Below are 19806 nucleotides of genomic sequence, written 5' to 3'. Positions count from 1 at the left end.
GCCAGACGGGGCGCCCCTGGCGCCCCGTTCGCCCTGCCTATGAAACTTGCCCCCGCCCAACTCGCCAAACACCTGCAAGGTGGCCTTGCGCCTGTGTACATCGTCAGCGGCGACGACCCGCTACTGTGCCAGGAAGCGGCCGACGCTATCCGCACCGCCGCACGCCAGCAAGGTTTCGATGAACGCCAGGTGTTCAGTGCTGACGCCAGTTTCGACTGGGGCACGCTGCTGCAAGCTGGCGCGAGCATGTCGCTGTTTGCCGAAAAACGCCTGCTGGAACTGCGCCTGCCCTCGGGCAAGCCGGGCGATAAAGGCGCGGCGGCCCTGATGGAATACTGCTCGCGCCCCGCCGAAGACACCGTGCTGCTGGTCAGCCTGCCCAAGCTTGACGGCAGCGCGCAGAAAACCAAGTGGGGCAAGGCCCTGGTTGAAGGTCCACAGACTCAGTTCATCCAGATCTGGCCGGTGGACAGCAACCAGTTGCCGCAGTGGATTCGTCAGCGCCTGTCGCAATCAGGGCTGGCGGCGACACAGGATGCCGTGGAACTGATCGCCGCTCGGGTCGAGGGCAACCTGCTTGCCGCCGCCCAGGAGATCGAAAAGCTCAAGTTGATGGCTGAAGACGGGCAGATCACCGTCGAAACCGTGCAAGGCGCAGTGGCCGATAGCGCACGCTTTGATGTGTTCGGCCTGGTGGACGCCATCCTCAACGGCGAGCCCGCCCACGCCCTGCGCATGCTCGAAGGCCTGCGTGGCGAAGGAGTGGAACCGCCGGTGATTCTGTGGGCACTGGCTCGGGAGCTGCGGGTGCTGGCGAACATTGCCCTGCAATACAGCCAAGGCACACCGCTGGACAAATGCTTCAGCCAGGCCAGGCCGCCGGTGTGGGACAAACGCAAACCCCTGATGAGCAAAGCCCTGCAACGGCACTCGGCGCAACGCTGGGCGCAACTGTTACTGGAAGCGCAGCGCATCGACGCACAGATCAAAGGCCAGGCGGCCGGCTCGCCGTGGATGAGCCTGAGCCGCTTGTCGCTGTTGATGGCTGGCCAGCGCCTGGCGTTGCCTGCCGAATAAACCCTTCTGTACAACAGCACAAAACCCTGTGGGAGCTGGCTTGCCTGCGATGGCGGTGTATCAGTGCCCTTTGTGCCAACTGACCCACCGCCATCGCAGGCAAGCCAGCTCCCACATTGACTCTGCCCACTGCTTATTTGCGACATTTCCCACCTATCGACGGGCTTTACAGCCGGCCCACTTCGGCAGATGATTTGCACCGCTGCATTCCACCCTCAAGCGAGAGAATCCACCATGAGCAAAAAGCCATCCAAGCATGGCCCCAACAAGGCCAAATCCATCATCGCCCAGCCCTTGTTCCGCAGCCGCCAGGAACGCGCCGGCAAAGGCAAAGGCAGCTACCGCCGCGAAGCCTTCCAGTCTAATAGCTGGGAGGCTTCTTACTTTCTGGCTGCCTGAAGGCAAGCGCCCCTCTGGCATGATAAGGTCTGTACCTGATTTGTAACCCCTGGACCTGTGCATGCCCTCTCGTCTTTCTCGTCATTGGCACCTGCGCCAATTGATCGCTGCCTCCAGCCTCATTCTGCTTGTCGCCTGCGCCGAAAAACCTACCGCTGCGGACGCTCAACCCCTGCCCAAGCTCCAGACGGCCCCGGCTATCGCGCCTGCCGTGGTGGCCCCGTTGGCGGTGGACAATCTCGATATCCAGCCGACCCAGACCTTTGCCGAATGGCAAGCTGGCTTCCGTGCGCAAGCGCTGCAGGCCGGGATCACTGCGGCCGTGTTCGATAACGCTTTTGCCGGCGTCACACCTGATATGGCGGTGATTCGCGCCGACCGCAGCCAACCGGAATTTTCCCGCCCAGTGTGGGAATACCTCGACGGAGCACTGTCGCCGGTGCGCGTGCGCAATGGCCAGGCACTGCTGGTCAAGTACGCCGATATTCTGCAAAGCATCGAGCAACGCTATGGCGTCGACCGCCAGGCGCTGGTCTCGGTGTGGGGCATGGAGAGCAACTTCGGCGCTTTCCAGGGCAATAACTCGGTGATCCGCTCCTTGGCCACCCTCGCCTATGAAGGACGTCGTCCGGCCTTTGCGCAAGCGCAGTTGCTGGCCGCGCTGCAGATCATCCAGCATGGCGATATTCAGGCCGACCAGATGAAAGGTTCCTGGGCCGGGGCGATGGGCCAGACCCAGTTCATCCCGACCACCTACAACACCCATGCCGTGGACTTCGACGGTGACGGTCGCCGCGATATCTGGAACAGCCCGTCCGACGCCCTCGCCTCCACCGCGCATTACCTGCAAAGCTCCGGTTGGCAGAAAGGCCAGCCGTGGGGCGTTGAAGTACAGCCGCTGCCGTCGGGCTTCGACTACAGCCTGGCCGATGGCGGCGTGCGCAAGACCGTGGCGCAATGGCTGCAACTGGGGATCCAACTGCCGCCTGGCGTGAGCCTGCCGGCCAATGTCGACCAGCTGTCCGCCGCCCTGCTGCTGCCGGCCGGCTACCGTGGCCCGGCGTTCCTGGTGCTGGATAACTTCCGCGCGATCCTCAAGTACAACAATTCGTCGTCCTATGCACTGGCGGTTGGTTTGCTGTCGGAGCGATTTGGCGGCGGCGGTGTGATTCGGGGCAGTTGGCCAAAGGATGAGCTGCCGCTGAGCCGTTCGCAACGCATTGACCTGCAGACGGCGCTCAGCGCCAAGGGGTATGACGCGGGTAATGCCGACGGGATTATTGGCGCTAACACGCGCAAGGCGATTCGGGCTGCGCAGCAGGCGTTGGGCTGGCCGGCGGATGGGTATCCGACGGTGAAGTTGCTGGAGTCGCTGCAGAACCGCTGAAGTGATCGCTCCCACGCTCTGCGTGGGAGCGCTGCCTTGGACGCTCCGCGTCGGCGGCTGAAGAGGGTGACGCAGAGCGTCACTGGAGGCATTCCCACGCAGAGCGTGGGAACGATCAGGCCTTGAACACTACATCCTGCTCCAACACCACACGCTGCTCCCCCGCATCCAGGCGCACCAAGGCGCCCATCGGCAATGTCAGGTTCGGGTCGCAATGCCCACTGCGCCAGCCTGCCAGCACTGGAATGCACAGCGGCTCAAAGGACTGCTTCAGCAGACGTGCCAACGCCCCGCTATCCACACCAGCCACATCCCCTACCAGCACACCGGCGACCTGGGCCAGCTTGCCAGCCAGGCGCAGGTGGGTCAGCAGACGGTCAATGCGATAGAGCGGTTCGTTGACGTCTTCGATAAACAGGATGATGCCGTCAGCGTCTATTTCGTAAGGCGTGCCCATGACTGCGGCGATCATCGACAAGTTACCCCCCAGCAAGCGCCCACAGGCCACACCTGGCTCGATTGTGGTCAACGGGTAGGCCATCGGGTGCGGCAGCACACTGCCGGCGCCCCGCTGGCCACGCAGCAGGCTGAACAAGGAGGATTCGGTGGGTGGCTGTTTGCCGCCGAGCAGGTCGGCGTTGAGCATCGGGCCATGGAACGTCACAAAGCCCGCATAGCGGTTGATGGCCAGATGCAAGGCGGTGATATCGCTGTAGCCCACGAACGGCTTCGGGTTGGCGCGCAGCAGGTCGAAGTCTAGGGCGTCGAGCAAACGGGGCGTGCCGTAACCGCCACGCAGGCAAAGGATGGCATCGATATCGGGGTTGGCGAAGGCGGCATGCAAATCACGCACGCGCACTTCATCGCTACCGGCCAGGTAGCCGTCGCGCTCGTGCACACCAGGGAAAATGTGCAGGTCGTAGCCACGGGCACGCATCCATTGCCGGGCTTTTTCAACATCCAGCTCGGCGGGGCCGGCGGGGGCGATCAGGCCGAGGGTGCCTTCGGGGCGCAGTGCAGGTACGGCGGCGGTCATCCATGGTTCTCCCTATATGACGCAGAACGAAATGTGGGAGCTGGCTTGCCTGCGATGCAAGCGCCTCGGTGTATCAGTGACACCGAGGTGATGCTATCGCAGGCAAGCCAGCTCCCACACAAGCCCGCATTTCACATTGATTCTGGAGCGGCTTACGAAACCAGGCTCGCCTTGACCAGCTTGGCCTGCTCGTCGGCGTGGTACGAAGACCGCACCAACGGGCCCGAGGCCACGTTCTTGAAGCCCATCTTGTAGCCTTCCTCGGCGAACCAGGCGAAGGTGTCCGGGTGCACGAAGCGCTGCACCGGCAAGTGGCTGCGGGACGGTTGCAGGTACTGGCCCAGGGTCAGCATGTCGATGTCGTGTTCGCGCATGCGCTTCATGACTTCGATGACTTCTTCGTCGGTCTCACCCAGGCCCAGCATCAAGCCGGACTTGGTCGGGATGTGCGGCATCATCTGCTTGAATTTCTGCAGCAGGGTCAGCGACCACTGGTAGTCCGAACCCGGGCGCGCCGCCTTGTACAGGCGCGGCACGGTTTCCAGGTTGTGGTTGAACACATCCGGCGGCTCGGCAGCGGTGATGTCCAGGGCGACGTCCATACGGCCACGGTAGTCCGGCACCAGGGTTTCGAGCATCACGTTGGGCGACAGCTTGCGGATCTCGCGGATGCAGTCGGCAAAGTGCTGGGCACCACCGTCACGCAGGTCGTCGCGGTCTACCGAGGTGATCACCACATACTTGAGCTTCAGGTCGGCGATGGCGATGGCCAGGCTTTCTGGCTCGTTGACGTCCAACGGCTTCGGACGGCCGTGGCCGACGTCGCAGAACGGGCAACGACGGGTGCAGATGTCACCCATGATCATGAACGTGGCGGTGCCGCCAGAGAAGCACTCGCCCAGGTTCGGGCAGGAGGCTTCTTCGCATACGCTGTGCAACTTGTGTTTGCGCAGCAGCGACTTGATACGGTCGACTTCCGGCGAAACCGGGATGCGCACGCGAATCCAGTCAGGTTTCTTCGGCAGTTCGGTGGTCGGGATGATCTTGACCGGGATGCGTGCAACCTTCTCGGCGCCGCGCAGCTTGACGCCGGCTTCCACCTTGGCACGCGGGGCCGGGGCTGGACGCTCAGTGATGTCCAGCGTCGGGATCATGGTTTGCACAACATCAGTAGTCATATCAATCGATTCCGCCCGTCAGGGTCGTCTGCTCTGCATAGTCGAGGTGTTTGACGAGCTGCGCGCGCAGCCGGGCACTTACCTCGGCAAATTCTATGGATGTTGCATGCTCACTCAACTGGGTCATCGCAAGCCCGGCGTAACCGCACGGGTTGATGCGCCGGAACGGCGCCAGGTCCATGTCCACATTCAAGGCCAGGCCATGAAAGGAACAACCGTGGCGAATGCGCAGCCCCAGGGAGGCGATTTTCGCGCCATCCACGTACACACCCGGTGCATCGGGCTTGGCCACGGCGGTCACGCCGTAACTGGCCAATAGCTCGATCAGGCACGTTTCCATGCGGCTGACCAGTTCGCGCACGCCAAACCCCAACTTGCGCACGTCCAGTAGCAGGTAAGCCACCAGTTGACCGGGCCCATGGTAAGTCACTTGCCCCCCTCGGTCGACCTGCACCACCGGAATATCACCCGGAAGCAGCAAGTGCTCGGCCTTGCCGGCCTGACCCTGGGTGAAGACCGGCGGGTGTTCCACCAGCCAGATTTCATCCGGGGCCGAGGTGCCGCGCTCATTGGTAAAGCGCTGCATGGCATGCCAGACCGGCTCGTATGCCATCCGGCCGAGCTCGCGAAAGCCCAGGACTTGCGACATCACAGCACCATATGCACGAAGCCGGTGGCTCGCAGTTCGCTGTTGATGTTGTAGAGCTGGTCTTGATCGGTCGCAACGATGTGCAACTGGATAGTCGTGTACTTACCGGTGGTGCTGGAGCGCTCATCCACCCGGTTATCGTTGATCGTCGCATGTTTACGCACGATCTCAAGAATCGTGTCCTTGCGGCCCACACCGGTGTCGCTGATTACCTTGATAGGATAATCCGTCACAGGGAATTCAATTTTTGGCGCTTTTACTTCTTTATCGGTCATGGCAGAACAGCCTCGTAAGCGCTAAGCCGTGGCGACGGGCAAAGCCCCGCGTTGGATCAACGCGGGGCTTTGCAGGTGCACACAATCAGTTGAACAAGCCGTAGAAGAATAGACGGATGCTATCCCATACGCGGCGGAAGATACCACCTTCCTCGACAGCGTCCAGCGCGATCAGGTCGGCGCTGTGCACCACCTTGTCGTCCAGCTTCACTTCGACCTTACCGATCACATCACCCTTGGCGATTGGCGCAACCAATTGCGGGTTCAGGGTCATGCTGGCGGCGAGCTTTTTCAGCTGGCCTTTAGGCATGGTCAGGGTCAGGTCGTCGGCCAGGCCGGCCTTGACTTGCGAAGTCGAGCCCTTCCACACCGGCGCGGTCGCCAGTTCAGCACCCTTCTGGTAGAAGGTCTGGGTTTCGAAGAAGCGGAAGCCGTAAGTCAGCAGTTTTTGCGTCTCGGCCGCACGGGCCTGCTCGCTGTTGGTGCCGAATACTACGGCGATCAGGCGCTGGCCATCACGTACGGCGGACGACACCATGCAGTAGCCGGCTTCGTCGGTGTGGCCGGTCTTCAGGCCATCGACGGTCTTGTCGCGCCACAGCAACAGGTTGCGGTTAGGCTGCTTGATGTTGTTCCAGAAGAATTCCTTCTGGGAGTAGATCGCGTAGTGCACCGGGTCAACGCGGATGATGGCGCGCGCCAGGATCGCCATGTCATGAGCCGACGAGTAGTGCTCCGGGTTCGGCAGGCCGGTCGGGTTCATGAAGTGGCTGTTGGTCATGCCCAACTCACCGGCGGTTTTGTTCATCATGTCGGCGAAGGCGTCTTCGCTGCCGGCGATGTGCTCGGCCAGGGCGACGCTGGCGTCGTTACCGGACTGGATGATGATGCCGTGCAGCAGGTCGCTCACGGTCACTTGCGAACCCACCTTGATGAACATCCGCGAACCACCGGTACGCCAGGCGTTTTCGCTGACAGTAACCGGGTCGTTTTCGCCGATCTGGCCGCGACGGATTTCCAGGGTCGCGATGTAGGCGGTCATCAGCTTGGTCAGGCTGGCAGGCGGCAGGCGTACATCACCGCCGTTTTCGACCAGCACGTTGCCACTGGCGGCGTCCATGAGGACCCACGACTTGGCAGCCAGTTGCGGGGAGGCCGGCACCATTTCAACCGCCCAGGCGGCCGGGGTGATGATCAGCGAGATAAGCAGGCACGTGCGTTTGGCTAAGGTGGTGATGTTCATCCGTCTCTCGAAATTGCTTATGGAAACTTGCCCTCGCGGGCAAAACTATTCAGACAGCCCGCTTCCAGACTGTCACGTGTTCGGTTGCCCGCTCACCCCTTGCCCCTGGGTTTTTATTGTTCAACGAGCCAACAACCAGGGCTCGGGCACGCAGACGCCCCCGAGCCATCAATGCGTTACTTATTCTGCGGTGACCACGCTAGGTTGCCCAAGGTTGGCCAGGCGTACGCTGTTCTGCACTTGCGCCACTTCGCTCGGCGAGCCGATCGGGCCCATGCGCACACGGTGCAACGTTTGCTGGTTACGCACGATGGAGCTGATGAAGACTGGCGCGCTGACCATACCGCTGAGCTTGGACCTTAACAGTTCTGCCGCATCCGGGTTGGCGAAAGCGCCGACCTGCAGGTATTGCCCGCCCGCCATCGAGGCGCCCGGTGCCGCGTGAGGGACGACGACGGTATCCGGAGCATGTTGCGCCGGCGGCGGCGTCCACTGCTCGATCTTGCCGGTCGAGGCCGTCACTTGCGGTTGCGGGGTAGCCGGTTCGTTGAGCATCAACGGCGCCGGCTTGCCGCGCTGGGCCCAGTACTGCGCCGGGTCGATGCCTTCGACTTTCACCCGGGCGGTGCCGGTTTCGGCGTAGCCAAGCTTCTTGGCGGCGGCGTAGGACAGGTCGATGATCCGGTCCGAATAGAACGGCCCGCGGTCATTGACCCGCAGGATCACCGTGCGGTTGTTGTCCAGGTTGGTGACGCGAACATAGCTGGGCAGCGGCAGGGTCTTGTGGGCCGCGCTCATGCCATACAGGTCATACACTTCGCCGTTGGCGGTGTTCTGGCCATGGAACTTGGTGCCGTACCAGGACGCGGTGCCCGACTGCACGTAAGTCTTGGACTCCTGCAGCGGGAAGTAATTCTTGCCCAGCACGGTATAGGGGTTGGCCTTGTAGGGGCCGGTGTGCAGGGTCGGCGTGGCGTCCGGGATTTTCGACACATCCACATCCCACCACGGCGCGCCGTCTTTGTGCGCGCGGTTGATGTCCAGGCCCGGCTGGGCGCGCACGACCGCGCCGCCGGCCTTCTTGGCCGGCGCACGGTTAGGCGTGGTGGAGCAACTGGCTACCAACAAGGACAACGCGGCGAACGCCACCAGCTTGAGCGGTTTTTTGAACGGCGATACCCGCATTACTTGTTGCCCCGTGCTTGAACCAGCTCATCTGACAGCTGATGCACGGCCATGGCGTACATCACACTGCGGTTATAACGCGTGATTGCGTAGAAATTCTTCAGGCCCATCCAGTATTCAGGGCCATTTGCGCCTTCCAGGCGGAATGCCGTCACCGGCATGTCGTCGCGTGGCGCATTCTGACTCGACCAGCCCAGCGCTCGCAACTCCCCGACGGTCTTGACCGGTTCGATACCTTGGGTCAGGCCCTCGTCGGCGTGCTCGCCCGCGACATCGGCGCGGATAACCACCGGCTCGCCGCCCACCCAGCCGTGGCGCTTGAAGTAGCTGGCCACGCTGCCGATGGCATCGTCGGGGTTGCTCCAGATATTGATGTGCCCGTCACCGTCGAAATCCACCGCGTAGGCCCGAAAGCTGCTCGGCATGAACTGCGGCAAGCCCATCGCCCCGGCGTAGGAGCCCTTGAGGCTCAGCGGGTCGACCTGCTCTTCGCGGGCCAGCAACAGGAATTCGCGCAGTTCCTTGCGGAAGAATTCGGCACGGGGCGGGTAATCGAAGCCCAGGGTCGACAAGGCGTCGATCACCCGGTAGCTGCCGGTATTGCGCCCGTAAAAGGTTTCGATGCCGATGATCGAGACGATCACCTGCGCCGGCACGCCGTATTCTTGCTCGGCGCGGGCCAGTACCGCCTCGTGCTGGCGCCAGAAATCCACGCCGCGGGCGATGCGTGCATCAGTGAGGAACATCGGGCGATAGTCCTTCCACTGCTTGACGCGTTCGGCGGGCCGGGAAATGGCGTCGAGGATCGCCTGCTTTTTCTGGGCTTCGCGGAACACGCCCATCAGTTGCTCACCGGCAAAACCGTAGTCGCGGGTCAGCTCACCGACAAATTCGGCAACCTGGGGAGAGCCATCGTAGTCACCGGCCTGCGCCTCTTGCGTTGCCCCCAGCAGCCCGATCAGGCCCATCCAGGTCGCATGCCGAGTCGCCCAGCCGCGCATTACTTGCATTGACATCTTCACCTTATTCAAACCTGTGCGATCCACTTGCGATGCGTATGAATCGACATCAAAACCCCAAACGCTGACAGCAATGTCACCAGCGAAGTTCCGCCGTAGCTAATGAATGGCAACGGCACCCCAACCACCGGCAGCAGGCCACTGACCATACCGATGTTGACGAAAACGTAAACAAAAAAAGTCATGGTCAGGCTGCCGGCGAGCAATTTGCCGAACAGCGTCTGCGCCTGGGCCGTGATCACCAGGCCGCGACCAATCAACAGCAGATAGATCAGCAACAATGCGCAAATGCCCACCAGGCCGAACTCTTCGCCCATCACCGCGATGATGAAGTCGGTATGGCTCTCGGGCAAGAAGTCCAGGTGAGACTGGGTGCCCAGCAACCACCCCTTGCCAAATACCCCGCCGGAACCGATGGCCGCCTTGGATTGGATGATGTTCCAGCCGGTGCCCAGCGGGTCGCTCTCCGGGTCGAGGAACGTCAGGATCCGTTGCTTCTGGTAGTCGTGCATAAAGAAGAACCACATGGCCACCGCCACGGGCACGGCGGCGGCCAGCACGCTGAGGATCCAGCGCCAGCGCAATCCGCCCATGAACAGTACGAACGCGCCACCGGCGAGGATCAGCAACGAGGTGCCAAGGTCCGGCTGGCGCACGATCAGCACAAAGGGCACGCCAATCAGGATCAGGCTGATCGCCACGTGCTTGAGCTGCGGCGGCAAGGTGCGCTTGGACAGGTACCAGGCAATAGTGGCCGGCATCAGGATCTTCATGAATTCCGACGGCTGGAAGCGAATCACCCCGGGGATGTTGATCCAGCGTGTGGCCCCCATGGCGTTGTGGCCCATGACGTCCACCACCACCAGCAGCAACACGCCGGCGACATAGCCCAAGGGCACCCAGCGTGCCATGAAGCGCGGCTCCAACTGGGCGATCACCACCATCGACAGCAGGCCCAGGCCAAACGAGGACGCCTGCTTGATCAGCAAGTCCCAGTTCTTGCCGCTGGCCGAATACAGTACAAAAAGGCTGCCGGCCGCCAGGGTCAGCAGCAGGATCAGCAAGGGGCCATCAATGTGCATGCGTTGCAGCAACGTCGCACGGCGACGCATCACATCTTCACTGGAGAGGATGCGGTCAAAATTACTCTTCACGGGCCGTAACCTCGGGGCTTGAAGGGGGGCCGCCATACTCGGGCTTGAGCCGGCCATCGTCGGCCAGCAGCCAGGCGTCCATCACCTGGCGTACCACTGGGGCCGCGACGCCGGAGCCGGACTCGCCGTTCTCGACCATCACTGCCACCACGATTTTCGGGTCTTCCGCCGGCGCAAAGCCGACAAACAAGGCGTGGTCGCGGTGGCGCTCCTGCACCTTGGAGCGGTCATACTTTTCGCCCTGCTTGATTGCGACCACCTGGGCCGTACCACTCTTGCCGGCAATGCGGTACTGCGCGCCGACCGCCGCCTTGCGCGCGGTGCCGCGAGCGCCGTGCATCACCTGCTGCATGCCGTGGTTGACCTTGGTCCAGTCGGACGGGTCACGCAGCACGATGTCCGGAATCGGGTTGTCGTCCACCGGCTTTTCGCCTTCGATGGTCCTGGCCAGATGCGGTCGGTTCCACACGCCTTTGTTCGCCACCAGCGCCGTGGCCTGGGCCAGTTGCAGCGGAGTGGCTTGCATATAGCCCTGGCCGATACCCAGGATCAGGGTTTCGCCAGGGAACCACGCCTGGCGGCGGGTCGCACGCTTCCACTCCCGCGATGGCATCAGGCCAGGGGATTCTTCGAACATGTCCAAGGAGACTTTCTGACCGAGGCCGAACTTGCCCATGTAGGCAGATAGCCGATCAATCCCCAGCTTGTGGGCCAGGTCGTAAAAATAGGTGTCGTTGGAGCGCATGATCGCGGTGTCCAAATCGACATAGCCGTCACCGGAGCGGTTCCAGTTACGGTACTTGTGGTCGTAGTTGGGCAGCATGTAGTAGCCAGGGTCGTACACCCGGCTTGAGGCCGTGACCACACCAGCATCCAGGCCGGCAATCGCCACCGCCGGCTTGATGGTCGAGCCCGGGGGGTACAGGCCGCGCAACACACGGTTGAACAGTGGCCGGTCGATGGAGTCACGCAGCTCGGCGTAGGCCTTGAAGCTGATGCCAGTCACAAACGGGTTGGGGTCGAAGCTGGGCTGGCTGACCATCGCCAGCACTTCGCCAGTCTTCGGGTCCAGCGCCACTACGGCACCTCGCCGACCGCCCAAGGCCATCTCGGCAGCTTCCTGCAACTTGATGTCCAGGCTCAGGACAATGTCCTTGCCCGGTACCGGATCGGTGCGCTTGAGCACGCGCAATACGCGGCCACGCGCATTGGTCTCGACTTCCTCGTTACCTACCTGGCCATGCAACTCGGCCTCGTAGAAACGCTCGATGCCGGTTTTGCCGATATGGTGGGTGCCGCTGTAGTTGATCGGGTCGAGGGTTTTCAGCTCTTTCTCGTTGATCCGCCCCATGTAGCCAACGGAGTGGGCAAAGTGCGGCCCTTGCGGGTAATGCCGCACCAACTGCGCCACCACTTCCACACCCGGCAGGCGGAACTGGTTCACCGCAATCCGGGCGATCTGCTCTTCGGTCAGCTCGAACAGAATAGGCACCGGCTCGAACGGCCGGCGCCCCTGCCGCATGCGCTTCTCGAAGACGGCCCGGTCTTCCGGCGTCAGTTGCAGCACCTCGACGATGACATCGAGGACCTGCTTCCAATCGCCGGAGCGTTCACGGGTCATGCTCAGGCTGAAGCTGGGCCGGTTATCGGCAACCACTACGCCATTGCGGTCGAAAATCAGCCCACGGGTCGGGGGAATCGGCTGCACATGCACCCGGTTGTTTTCCGACAGCGTGGAGTGATAGTCGTACTGGATCACCTGGAGGAAATACAGCCGCGCAATCAGCACGCACATCAGCACCACCACCAAGACAGCACCGAACACCACCCGCGCGCGTACCAGACGTGCGTCTTTCTCGTGGTCCTTGATGCGGATCGGCTGGGTCATCGGGGGCGGCGCAGACTATTTGTGGTAAGGGTGCCCGGACAGGACTGTCCAGGCGCGATACAGCTGTTCACCGATCAGAATCCTTACCAACGGGTGCGGCAACGTCAGCGCCGACAGCGACCAGCGCTGATCGGCCCGCGCACAGACTTCTGGCGCCAGCCCTTCCGGGCCGCCGACCATGAAATTGACCGTGCGCGAATCCAGGCGCCAGCGATCCAGCTCCACCGCCAGTTGTTCGGTGCTCCAGGGCTTGCCGTGCACTTCAAGGGTGACGATGCGCTCATTGGGGCCGACCTTGGCCAGCATGGCTTCGCCTTCCTGACGGATAAAGCGCGCCACGTCGGCGTTCTTGCCCCGGGTATTGAGCGGTATTTCCACCAGCTCAAGCGACAGCTCAGCGGGCAGACGCTTGGCATATTCGTGCCAGCCTTCTTCCACCCACTTGGGCATGCGTGAACCGACAGCGATCAGACGCAGGCGCACAGCCGTTCCTTATTCCTGGTCTTTGTTGAGCTTGTCGAAGTGCGCGTGGCCCACTTCCGGGCTGTGGTGCTTGCCATCGGCAGCACGGCTCTGCTCGGCGCCTTTCCACAGACGCTCCAGGTCGTAGAACTGGCGAGCGTTGGAGGTCATCATGTGAACGATCACATCGTCCATGTCCAGCAGCACCCAGTCGCTGTCGCCCTTGCCTTCTTCACCCAGTGGCTTGACGCCCTGGGCTTTGACGGCTTCGCGAACCTTGTCCAGCATCGCGCCGATCTGGCGGTTGGAGGTACCGGTGGCGATGATCATGAAGTCGGTGATGCTCTGCTTGTCGCGCACGTCCAGCACCTGGATGTCCTGGGCTTTAACGTCTTCCAGGGCAGCCACGGCGACTTTCACCAGCTCTTCGCCAGCCAGTTCCGGGCCAACATGGGCTTCAACCGGCAGCGGCGCGCTTTTGAAGGTGCCTTTGCGCTTAACTTTGCTTACGTCTTTGTTCGTCATATAAAACTCGTTTTGCTCGTATGTTCGGGCGCTTGCTGCACGGTTCGTGCGTTCAAGCGCGCCTTTTCAGTTCGACGCACGGTAAAGCCCGTGCGCATCGATGTAGGCCAGGACCGCGTCAGGCACCAGGAAACGTACCGACTTCCCGCTGGCCAGCAGTTGACGGATCTGGGTGGCGGACACCGCAAGCGGGGTCTGCCAGACGAATGCAATATTCCCGTTCGGCCCGGTCAGGGCCAAGGGGTCACTTACCGACCGCGCGGCCAGCAGGTTGCGCAAGGCATCCGGCGGTTCGCTGTCGGCATCCGGGCGTTGCAAAACCAGGATGTGGCAATGCTGGAGGAGTTCCTCCCAGCGGTGCCAAGAGGGCAGGCCGCAAAATGCGTCCCAGCCCAAAAGCAGAAACAGTGGGTCATCTGCGGCCAATTCGGCGCGCATCAGCTCCAGGGTGTCGATAGTGTAGGACGGTTTATCGCGCTTGAGTTCGCGATCGTCCACCACCAGCGGCGATATACCTTCTACGGCAACACGCACCATTTCCAGGCGTTGTTCTGCGGCCACCTGCGGCGTGTCGCGATGGGGCGGCCGAAAATTGGGCAGCAGGCGCAGCTCATCCAGCGCAAGGGCATCCGCAACTTCCAGGGCACTGCGCAAATGGCCGATGTGCACGGGGTCGAAAGTACCGCCGAGCAGCCCGATGCGTTTAGTCATCAAGTGCGCACATGACCGTCGCCAAACACCACGTACTTCTCGCTGGTCAGCCCTTCGAGGCCCACCGGGCCGCGTGCGTGGAGCTTGTCGGTGGAAATACCGATCTCCGCCCCCAGGCCGTACTCGAAGCCGTCGGCAAAACGCGTCGAGGCGTTGACCATCACCGAAGCGGAATCCACTTCGTTGAGGAAACGCCGGGCATCGCTGAAATGCTCGGAAACGATGGCGTCGGTGTGCTTGGAGCCATAGGTATTGATGTGTTCGATGGCCTGATCCAGGTCGTCGACGATGCGGATCGACAGGATCGGGGCCGTGTACTCGGTGTACCAATCCTGCTCGGTCGCCTCGATGACGTCCGCGCCCAGCAGCGCACGGGTGCGCTCGCAACCGCGCAGTTCTACCGACTTGTCACGGTAGATGGAGGCCAGCGGCGGCAGCACGCGCTCGGCAATGCCGACGTGCACCAGCAGGGTTTCCATAGTGTTGCACGGCGCGTAGCGGTGAGTCTTGGCGTTGTCGGCAATGCGGATCGCCTTGTCGAGATCGGCGGCGATGTCGATGAACACATGGCAGACGCCGTCTAGGTGCTTGATAACTGGCACCTTGGCATCGCGGCTGACGCGCTCGATCAGGCTCTTGCCACCACGAGGCACAATCACGTCGACGAATTCCGGCATGGTAATCAGCGCGCCCACGGCGGCACGGTCGGTGGTTTCCACCACTTGCACCACTTCGGCTGGCAACTCGGCCACGGCCAAGCCCTGCTGGATGCAGGCGGCGATGGCGCGGTTGGAGTTGATCGCCTCGGAACCGCCACGCAGGATGGTAGCGTTGCCTGACTTGAGGCACAGGCTCGCGGCGTCGATGGTCACGTTCGGGCGCGACTCATAGATAATGCCGATCACGCCCAGGGGCACGCGCATCTTGCCCACCTGGATGCCGGACGGCAGGTAACGCATGTCGCGAATTTCACCGATGGGGTCAGGCAGCTTGGCCACCTGACGCAGGCCTTCGATCATGTCGTCAATACGTGCCGGGGTCAGCGCCAGGCGGTCCAAAAGGGCTGGCTCCAGGCCATTGGCGCGCCCATTGGCCAGGTCCAGTTCGTTGGCGGCGGTCAGCTCGGAGCGCGAAGCATCCAGAGCATCCGCAGCCGCCAGCAGCGCACGGTTCTTCTGCGCGGTGCTCGCACGGGCGATCAACCGCGAGGCCTGCCGGGCAGCGCGACCCAGGCGGGTCATGTAGTCAAGAACGGACTCAGTCATGGTCAGGGAGTCTTGGCAAAGAGGAAAGCGGCAGATTATAGCTGTGACGCCGCCCGACTGACAGCGGTGAGGGGCGGATGGTCGAAATGAACTGTAAAAACCCCAGGTTCAGGCGTAATTAAGCTGAGAGTTGTTATGATTCGGTCACATTTAGCCGTATCAACCCTTGACCGCCATGCCCGATTTTTCGCCCCAACTTCCCGCCAGCCCCCTGCCCGATAGCTTCTTCGACCGCGATGCCCAACTGCTTGCGCGCGAATTACTCGGAAAAGTCATTCGTCATCGTGTGGGCGATCTCTGGCTTTCGGCGCGAATTATTGAAACCGAAGCCTATTACGTGGCCGAAAAAGGCAGCCACGCCTCACTCGGCTACACAGAAAAGCGTAAGGCTTTGTTTCTGGATGGTGGCCATATCTACATGTACTACGCCCGTGGCGGTGATTCGTTGAACTTCAGCGCTCACGGCCCGGGCAATGCCGTGCTGATCAAATCGGCCTATCCCTGGGTCGACGACATTTCCGGCGCGGCGAGCCTGGCGCAGATGCTGTTGAACAACCCCAACCCCGATGGCAGCCCACGCCCCTCGCAGAAACTCTGTGCGGGCCAGACGCTGCTGTGCAAGGCCCTGGGCCTGAAAGTGCCGATGTGGGACGCCAAGCGCTTCGATCAGGAACTGCTGTATGTCGAAGACGTGGGCCAGGTGCCCACGCAGATTATCCAGACCACACGCCTGGGCATCCCCAGTGGGCGCGATGAACACTTGATGTACCGCTTCGTCGATGCTGGCTATGCGCCTTATTGCACGCGGAACCCGATGCGTCGGGGGCAGGTCGAAGGCCGGGATTATTTTTTGATTTAACGCGCGACACATCCCATGTGGGAGCTGGCTTGCCTGCGATAGCAGTGGGCCAGGCAACTTCAATGCTGGCCATGCCGCAGCCATCGCAGGCAAGCCAGCTCCCACAGTTGAATTTCACCGCCTCAAATTCTGTTTTGTATGCATGGAGTGGATTGTATGGGCCAATGGCTCGATAGCATCACCGGCTGGTTGACCCTCAACCCACAATGGCTGGCAGCCGCGGTGTTTATCGTCGCGTGTGTGGAGTGCCTGGCGATTGCCGGGTTGATCGTGCCGGGCACGGTATTGCTGTTCGCAATCGCCGCGTTGGCTGGCAGCGGTGCGCTGCCTTTGAGTGAAACCCTACTGCTGGGCTTCCTCGGCGGTTTATTGGGCGACGGCGTTTCCTATTACCTGGGCCGCCATTTCCATCAGAACATCCGGCGCCTGCCCGGCCTGCGCCAGCATCCTGAATGGATGAACGGCGCAGAAACCTACTTCCACAAGTACGGAATCGCCAGCCTGTTGGTCGGGCGTTTCATCGGCCCATTGCGTCCCATGCTGCCCATGGTCGCCGGCATGTGCGACATGCCCTTCCCGCGCTTTGCCGTTGTGAGCATCATTGCCGCAGCGGGTTGGACCGTGGCCTATCTGCTGCCGGGCTGGGCTGCCGGCGCCGCGTTCCGCCTGCCGTTGCCGGAAGGCTTCTGGCCGGAAGCGGCGATTATCGCGGCGTGCCTGGCGGTGCTGCTGGGGCTGAGTTTGAACAGCAGTTGGCGCGGGCATCGGCGCGCCACCTTGTGGATCGGTTGCGCCAGCCTGGTGTTGTTGATCGCGTTGTTTATCGGCTACCCCCATCTCAACAACTTCGACCAGGGCCTGAGCGCACTGGTGCAGGAACATCGCAGCCCGTGGCTGGACGAAGTGATGGTACGGGTCACCCAACTGGGCGAGTTCAAGAAGATGTTTTTCGCCAGCGCGGTGTTCACTGGCCTGTTGCTGTTGGCACGGCAGTGGCGCCACGCGGTGTTTGTCGGCGCCACCCTCGCTGGCGCGGCAGTGATCAACACCGGCACCAAGCTGTTTTTCGCCCGGGGCCGCCCGGAAATCCTCACCGACCCGCTGACCAGCTTCAGCATGCCCAGCGGCCATGCCTCCGGTGCCTTTGCCTTCTTCCTGGCGCTCGCGGTATTGGCCGGTCGCGGTCAACCCACGCGGCTGCGCCTGACCTGGATGCTGCTGGGCTGCATTCCGGCGGCGTTCATTGCCTTGTCACGGGTGTACCTGGGCGCCCACTGGCCGACGGACATCCTGGCCGGCACCTTGCTGGCGATGACCGTGTGTGCGTTCAGCCTGACGGCCATCCAGTACCGCAGCCCATTGCCAGCCATGTCGCAAAAAGCCTGGTGGCTGCTGCTGCCCGCCGTGGTGGCCGTGCTCGGTTTTATCGCCTTTACCGGCACGCCCCACGCCCTGCTCAGGTACGCCTACTGACCCTTGGCCGGGCCGATCCAGTCCACGGAGGCGCTGCGCCGTTCAACGCAACGTTCGCGGCGCTCCAGTAACATCTCATCAGCCACTTCGGCGGCGCGCTCGGCAATGTACTCCGCGCCCCGCGTGGCTTGCTGCTGGAGTAATTGCGTGGTCACGCTGACAAAATAAGCGTCCCACGCCACTTGTTCCGAGGGTGTCAGCCGAATCATGGTTCTCTCCGATCATTGTTGTGTGATCGGAAAATAGTGCAGGCGACACCGTGGAGACGACCGAGCAAAGTCTGAAAGCGCTGTCAGGCAAATCCGAACCTCAGGTGAACAGCTCGCCCTGCAGTTCATCGAGCAACATCTGGATCGCATCCAGCCGTTGCTGTGGGTCGTCCAGTTGCAGCAAGTCGATCTTGTCGGCTTCGGTAAACGGCAACAGATAGGCCAATTGATTGCCCAGGGCTTGCTGGCCTTCGGCGTGGCCGCCCATGTCCAGCGAGGCCACCATCGGGTGCTCGGCCAGGGCCTCAAGCAACGCCAGCAAGTCGGCGTCCTCTTCGCCCAGCGGCGGGTCCGGCAACTCTTGCAACCATTGCACTTGGGCCACCAGCAATTGGTCTTTCTGCACGTCGGCCTCACGCACGCGGAATCGACGGCCACCTTCGACGCGAATGCCCAGCAGGCCGTTATCCTGCTGCTTGAAGTCACGAATCAGCGCTTCACAACCGACAAGCGCATAGCCGTCAGGGGCCGCGCCCACCTCAGAGCCATCCAGGATGCACACCACACCAAAGCCTTCGCCCTTTTTCATGCAACGGCCGATCATGTCCAGGTAGCGCGCCTCAAATATCTGCAAGTCGAGGATGCAGCCCGGGAACAGCACAGTGTTGAGGGGGAATAGCGCCAGACTCATAACGGTTTCCTTAAACCTGGGTTAAACAATGACCGACACCGCCAACGGTAGGAACACCGCCGTGGCCACGCCCATCAAACTCATGGCCAGCGCCGCGAAGGCGCCGCATTCTTCGCTTTCCTGCAGGGCCACCGAAGTGCCGACGGCGTGGGCGGTCATGCCCAAAGCCATGCCGCGCGCTTCGGGGCTGCGCACTCCCAGCCGTGACAAGAGCGCTGGGCCGATCATCGCGCCGACCACCCCAGTGATCAACACGAACACCGCCGCCAAGGCCGCCACGCCGCCGATCTGCTCGGCCACCAGCATGGCAATCGGCGAGGTCACCGACTTGGGTGCCATGGTCATCAGCACCCTGTGCTCGGCCCCGAACCACCACCCCAACGCCACACACAGGCCAGTGGCCAATACCCCGCCTACCACCAGCGTAGTAAAAATCGGCCAGAACAATTGGCGAATCCGTCGCAGGTTCAGATAAAGCGGCACCGCCAGGGCCACGGTCGCAGGCCCCAGCAGGATGCCCATGATCTCGGTGCTCTCGCGGTATTCGGCGTAGCTCAGCCCGCAGGTGAGCAGCACGCCGATCACCAGCAACATCGACACCAGCACCGGCTGCAGGAAGATCCAGCGGGTTTTCTCGAACCCCGCCAGCACCAGCTGATAGGCGCCCAGGGTGATACCGATACCGAACAACGGGTGATGAATGACCGCCGTCCAGGCGCCCTGCCAGTCGAGGATCATTGGTCCTTCTCCTTGCGCTTGACCATCTGCTGCATCAGCACGCCGACAAAGCCCATGGCAACCACCAGCGACAGCACCAACGCCCCGACGATGGCCCAAAAATCCGCCACAATGTCCTTGGCGTACACCATTACCCCCACGGCCGGCGGCACCAGCAGCAGCGGCAGGTAACGCAACAGGCTGCCGGCCGCCAGGCTCAGGGGCTCGCCGACTTCACCGCGCCAGACCAGAAAGCCCAGCATCAGCAACAAGCCGATGATTGGCCCAGGCAGCACCGGCACCAGCAAATGATTGATCGCGGTGCCGATCAGTTGAAACAGCACCAGCCAGGTCAGGCCACGTAACAGCATCCCGCTCTCTCCCCCTCAAATCCCGCGCGCATT

The 19806-nt window shown here is 62.2% G+C and carries 22 protein-coding genes; 5 read left to right on the top strand and 17 right to left on the bottom strand.

Annotated elements, in window-relative coordinates:
- Positions 1-39 precede the first annotated feature (39 nt).
- From holA to AC4PS6_RS23945, 3 genes are all read left to right on the top strand, one after another.
- Complete coding sequence (holA, locus tag AC4PS6_RS23955) at positions 40-1077, top strand: DNA polymerase III subunit delta (protein WP_003194456.1); 1038 nt, start codon at positions 40-42, stop codon at positions 1075-1077.
- 234 nt (positions 1078-1311) lie between these two features.
- The gene (arfA, locus tag AC4PS6_RS23950; protein WP_003176285.1) at positions 1312-1476 is read left to right on the top strand and encodes an alternative ribosome rescue factor ArfA; all 165 of its coding nucleotides are present in this window, start codon (positions 1312-1314) and stop codon (positions 1474-1476) included.
- Positions 1477-1537: 61 nt separating this feature from the next.
- The gene (locus AC4PS6_RS23945) at positions 1538-2863 is read left to right on the top strand and encodes a lytic murein transglycosylase (RefSeq protein WP_003194458.1); all 1326 of its coding nucleotides are present in this window, start codon (positions 1538-1540) and stop codon (positions 2861-2863) included.
- Positions 2864-2978: 115 nt separating this feature from the next.
- Here the strand turns inward: AC4PS6_RS23945 and AC4PS6_RS23940 are convergent, their stop codons facing one another.
- From AC4PS6_RS23940 to AC4PS6_RS23880, 13 genes are all read right to left on the bottom strand, one after another.
- Positions 2979-3899: a S66 peptidase family protein gene (locus AC4PS6_RS23940; protein WP_336827053.1), complete on the bottom strand. Its 921-nt coding sequence runs from the start codon at positions 3897-3899 to the stop codon at positions 2979-2981.
- Positions 3900-4051: 152 nt separating this feature from the next.
- On the bottom strand, positions 4052-5053 hold the full coding sequence (gene lipA / locus AC4PS6_RS23935) for a lipoyl synthase (protein WP_161793230.1): 1002 nt from the start codon (positions 5051-5053) through the stop codon (positions 4052-4054).
- Between the two features lie 25 nt (positions 5054-5078).
- Positions 5079-5726, bottom strand: coding sequence for a lipoyl(octanoyl) transferase LipB (lipB, locus tag AC4PS6_RS23930; protein ID WP_336827054.1), 648 nt, complete (start codon positions 5724-5726; stop codon positions 5079-5081).
- Entirely contained in the window at positions 5726-6001 is a 276-nt protein-coding gene (locus tag AC4PS6_RS23925; RefSeq protein WP_336827055.1) for a DUF493 domain-containing protein, read from the bottom strand. Before AC4PS6_RS23925 ends, lipB begins: the two co-directional genes overlap by 1 nt.
- An 85-nt stretch (positions 6002-6086) precedes the next feature.
- Positions 6087-7244 carry a D-alanyl-D-alanine carboxypeptidase family protein gene (locus AC4PS6_RS23920; RefSeq protein WP_014720083.1) on the bottom strand — a complete coding sequence of 386 codons (1158 nt, stop codon included), beginning with the start codon at positions 7242-7244 and terminating at the stop codon, positions 6087-6089.
- Positions 7245-7424: 180 nt separating this feature from the next.
- Complete coding sequence (locus tag AC4PS6_RS23915) at positions 7425-8429, bottom strand: septal ring lytic transglycosylase RlpA family protein (protein ID WP_014720084.1); 1005 nt, start codon at positions 8427-8429, stop codon at positions 7425-7427.
- Positions 8429-9439, bottom strand: a complete 1011-nt coding sequence (mltB, locus tag AC4PS6_RS23910) for a lytic murein transglycosylase B (RefSeq protein ID WP_020301955.1) — start codon at positions 9437-9439, stop codon at positions 8429-8431. Before mltB ends, AC4PS6_RS23915 begins: the two co-directional genes overlap by 1 nt.
- Positions 9440-9456: 17 nt before the next feature.
- Positions 9457-10560, bottom strand: a complete 1104-nt coding sequence (gene rodA, locus AC4PS6_RS23905) for a rod shape-determining protein RodA (RefSeq protein WP_044268991.1) — start codon at positions 10558-10560, stop codon at positions 9457-9459.
- Positions 10561-10591: 31 nt separating this feature from the next.
- Positions 10592-12490 (bottom strand): penicillin-binding protein 2, encoded by a 1899-nt coding sequence (gene mrdA / locus AC4PS6_RS23900; protein WP_014720086.1) that lies wholly within the window; start codon positions 12488-12490, stop codon positions 10592-10594.
- A 15-nt stretch (positions 12491-12505) separates the two neighbouring features.
- Positions 12506-12973, bottom strand: coding sequence for a 23S rRNA (pseudouridine(1915)-N(3))-methyltransferase RlmH (gene rlmH, locus AC4PS6_RS23895; RefSeq protein WP_003176297.1), 468 nt, complete (start codon positions 12971-12973; stop codon positions 12506-12508).
- A gap of 9 nt (positions 12974-12982) precedes the next feature.
- On the bottom strand, positions 12983-13477 hold the full coding sequence (rsfS, locus tag AC4PS6_RS23890) for a ribosome silencing factor (protein WP_003176298.1): 495 nt from the start codon (positions 13475-13477) through the stop codon (positions 12983-12985).
- Between the two features lie 66 nt (positions 13478-13543).
- The gene (gene nadD / locus AC4PS6_RS23885; RefSeq protein WP_003194480.1) at positions 13544-14188 is read right to left on the bottom strand and encodes a nicotinate-nucleotide adenylyltransferase; all 645 of its coding nucleotides are present in this window, start codon (positions 14186-14188) and stop codon (positions 13544-13546) included.
- Positions 14188-15453, bottom strand: a complete 1266-nt coding sequence (locus AC4PS6_RS23880) for a glutamate-5-semialdehyde dehydrogenase (RefSeq protein ID WP_020301956.1) — start codon at positions 15451-15453, stop codon at positions 14188-14190. Before AC4PS6_RS23880 ends, nadD begins: the two co-directional genes overlap by 1 nt.
- A 175-nt stretch (positions 15454-15628) precedes the next feature.
- Here AC4PS6_RS23880 and AC4PS6_RS23875 point away from each other — a divergent pair, with 175 nt between their 5' ends.
- Together AC4PS6_RS23875 and AC4PS6_RS23870 are read left to right on the top strand one after the other, a co-directional pair.
- The gene (locus AC4PS6_RS23875; RefSeq protein ID WP_003194484.1) at positions 15629-16312 is read left to right on the top strand and encodes a DNA-3-methyladenine glycosylase; all 684 of its coding nucleotides are present in this window, start codon (positions 15629-15631) and stop codon (positions 16310-16312) included.
- Between the two features lie 156 nt (positions 16313-16468).
- A complete protein-coding gene (locus AC4PS6_RS23870) occupies positions 16469-17785 on the top strand; it encodes a bifunctional DedA family/phosphatase PAP2 family protein (protein ID WP_020301972.1) in 1317 nt (438 codons plus the stop codon).
- On the opposite strand, the gene AC4PS6_RS23865 is transcribed toward AC4PS6_RS23870, so the two are convergent.
- The 4 genes from AC4PS6_RS23865 to AC4PS6_RS23850 all read right to left on the bottom strand — a co-directional run bounded on the left by AC4PS6_RS23865 (position 17779) and on the right by AC4PS6_RS23850 (position 19773).
- A complete protein-coding gene (locus AC4PS6_RS23865; protein ID WP_019818751.1) occupies positions 17779-17994 on the bottom strand; it encodes a hypothetical protein in 216 nt (71 codons plus the stop codon). The two genes, AC4PS6_RS23870 and AC4PS6_RS23865, sit on opposite strands and share 7 nt — an antisense overlap.
- Before the next feature lie 100 nt (positions 17995-18094).
- Positions 18095-18685, bottom strand: coding sequence for an LON peptidase substrate-binding domain-containing protein (locus AC4PS6_RS23860; RefSeq protein ID WP_014720091.1), 591 nt, complete (start codon positions 18683-18685; stop codon positions 18095-18097).
- 21 nt (positions 18686-18706) lie between these two features.
- The gene (locus AC4PS6_RS23855) at positions 18707-19423 is read right to left on the bottom strand and encodes an LrgB family protein (RefSeq protein ID WP_014720092.1); all 717 of its coding nucleotides are present in this window, start codon (positions 19421-19423) and stop codon (positions 18707-18709) included.
- Entirely contained in the window at positions 19420-19773 is a 354-nt protein-coding gene (locus tag AC4PS6_RS23850; protein WP_014720093.1) for a CidA/LrgA family protein, read from the bottom strand. The genes AC4PS6_RS23855 and AC4PS6_RS23850 overlap by 4 nt, the downstream gene beginning before the upstream one ends.
- Positions 19774-19806: the final 33 nt, after the last annotated feature.

Source organism: Pseudomonas sp. DW-iso17 (genome assembly GCF_058725345.1).
This window is presented reverse-complemented; position numbering and strand designations above follow the sequence as displayed.

What these genes read in the sequence shown, in the direction of transcription:
- holA (WP_003194456.1), top strand. Translation starts at nt 40, where the DNA reads ATGAAACTTGCCCCCGCCCAACTCGCCAAACACCTGCAAGGTGGCCTT.
- arfA (WP_003176285.1), top strand. Translation starts at nt 1,312, where the DNA reads ATGAGCAAAAAGCCATCCAAGCATGGCCCCAACAAGGCCAAATCCATC.
- AC4PS6_RS23945 (WP_003194458.1), top strand. Translation starts at nt 1,538, where the DNA reads ATGCCCTCTCGTCTTTCTCGTCATTGGCACCTGCGCCAATTGATCGCT.
- AC4PS6_RS23940 (WP_336827053.1), bottom strand. Translation starts at nt 3,899, where the DNA reads ATGACCGCCGCCGTACCTGCACTGCGCCCCGAAGGCACCCTCGGCCTG.
- lipA (WP_161793230.1), bottom strand. Translation starts at nt 5,053, where the DNA reads ATGATCCCGACGCTGGACATCACTGAGCGTCCAGCCCCGGCCCCGCGT.
- lipB (WP_336827054.1), bottom strand. Translation starts at nt 5,726, where the DNA reads ATGTCGCAAGTCCTGGGCTTTCGCGAGCTCGGCCGGATGGCATACGAG.
- AC4PS6_RS23925 (WP_336827055.1), bottom strand. Translation starts at nt 6,001, where the DNA reads ATGACCGATAAAGAAGTAAAAGCGCCAAAAATTGAATTCCCTGTGACG.
- AC4PS6_RS23920 (WP_014720083.1), bottom strand. Translation starts at nt 7,244, where the DNA reads ATGAACATCACCACCTTAGCCAAACGCACGTGCCTGCTTATCTCGCTG.
- AC4PS6_RS23915 (WP_014720084.1), bottom strand. Translation starts at nt 8,429, where the DNA reads ATGCGGGTATCGCCGTTCAAAAAACCGCTCAAGCTGGTGGCGTTCGCC.
- mltB (WP_020301955.1), bottom strand. Translation starts at nt 9,439, where the DNA reads ATGCAAGTAATGCGCGGCTGGGCGACTCGGCATGCGACCTGGATGGGC.
- rodA (WP_044268991.1), bottom strand. Translation starts at nt 10,560, where the DNA reads ATGCGTCGCCGTGCGACGTTGCTGCAACGCATGCACATTGATGGCCCC.
- mrdA (WP_014720086.1), bottom strand. Translation starts at nt 12,490, where the DNA reads ATGACCCAGCCGATCCGCATCAAGGACCACGAGAAAGACGCACGTCTG.
- rsfS (WP_003176298.1), bottom strand. Translation starts at nt 13,477, where the DNA reads ATGACGAACAAAGACGTAAGCAAAGTTAAGCGCAAAGGCACCTTCAAA.
- nadD (WP_003194480.1), bottom strand. Translation starts at nt 14,188, where the DNA reads ATGACTAAACGCATCGGGCTGCTCGGCGGTACTTTCGACCCCGTGCAC.
- AC4PS6_RS23880 (WP_020301956.1), bottom strand. Translation starts at nt 15,453, where the DNA reads ATGACTGAGTCCGTTCTTGACTACATGACCCGCCTGGGTCGCGCTGCC.
- AC4PS6_RS23875 (WP_003194484.1), top strand. Translation starts at nt 15,629, where the DNA reads ATGCCCGATTTTTCGCCCCAACTTCCCGCCAGCCCCCTGCCCGATAGC.
- AC4PS6_RS23870 (WP_020301972.1), top strand. Translation starts at nt 16,469, where the DNA reads ATGGGCCAATGGCTCGATAGCATCACCGGCTGGTTGACCCTCAACCCA.
- AC4PS6_RS23865 (WP_019818751.1), bottom strand. Translation starts at nt 17,994, where the DNA reads ATGATTCGGCTGACACCCTCGGAACAAGTGGCGTGGGACGCTTATTTT.
- AC4PS6_RS23860 (WP_014720091.1), bottom strand. Translation starts at nt 18,685, where the DNA reads ATGAGTCTGGCGCTATTCCCCCTCAACACTGTGCTGTTCCCGGGCTGC.
- AC4PS6_RS23855 (WP_014720092.1), bottom strand. Translation starts at nt 19,423, where the DNA reads ATGATCCTCGACTGGCAGGGCGCCTGGACGGCGGTCATTCATCACCCG.
- AC4PS6_RS23850 (WP_014720093.1), bottom strand. Translation starts at nt 19,773, where the DNA reads ATGCTGTTACGTGGCCTGACCTGGCTGGTGCTGTTTCAACTGATCGGC.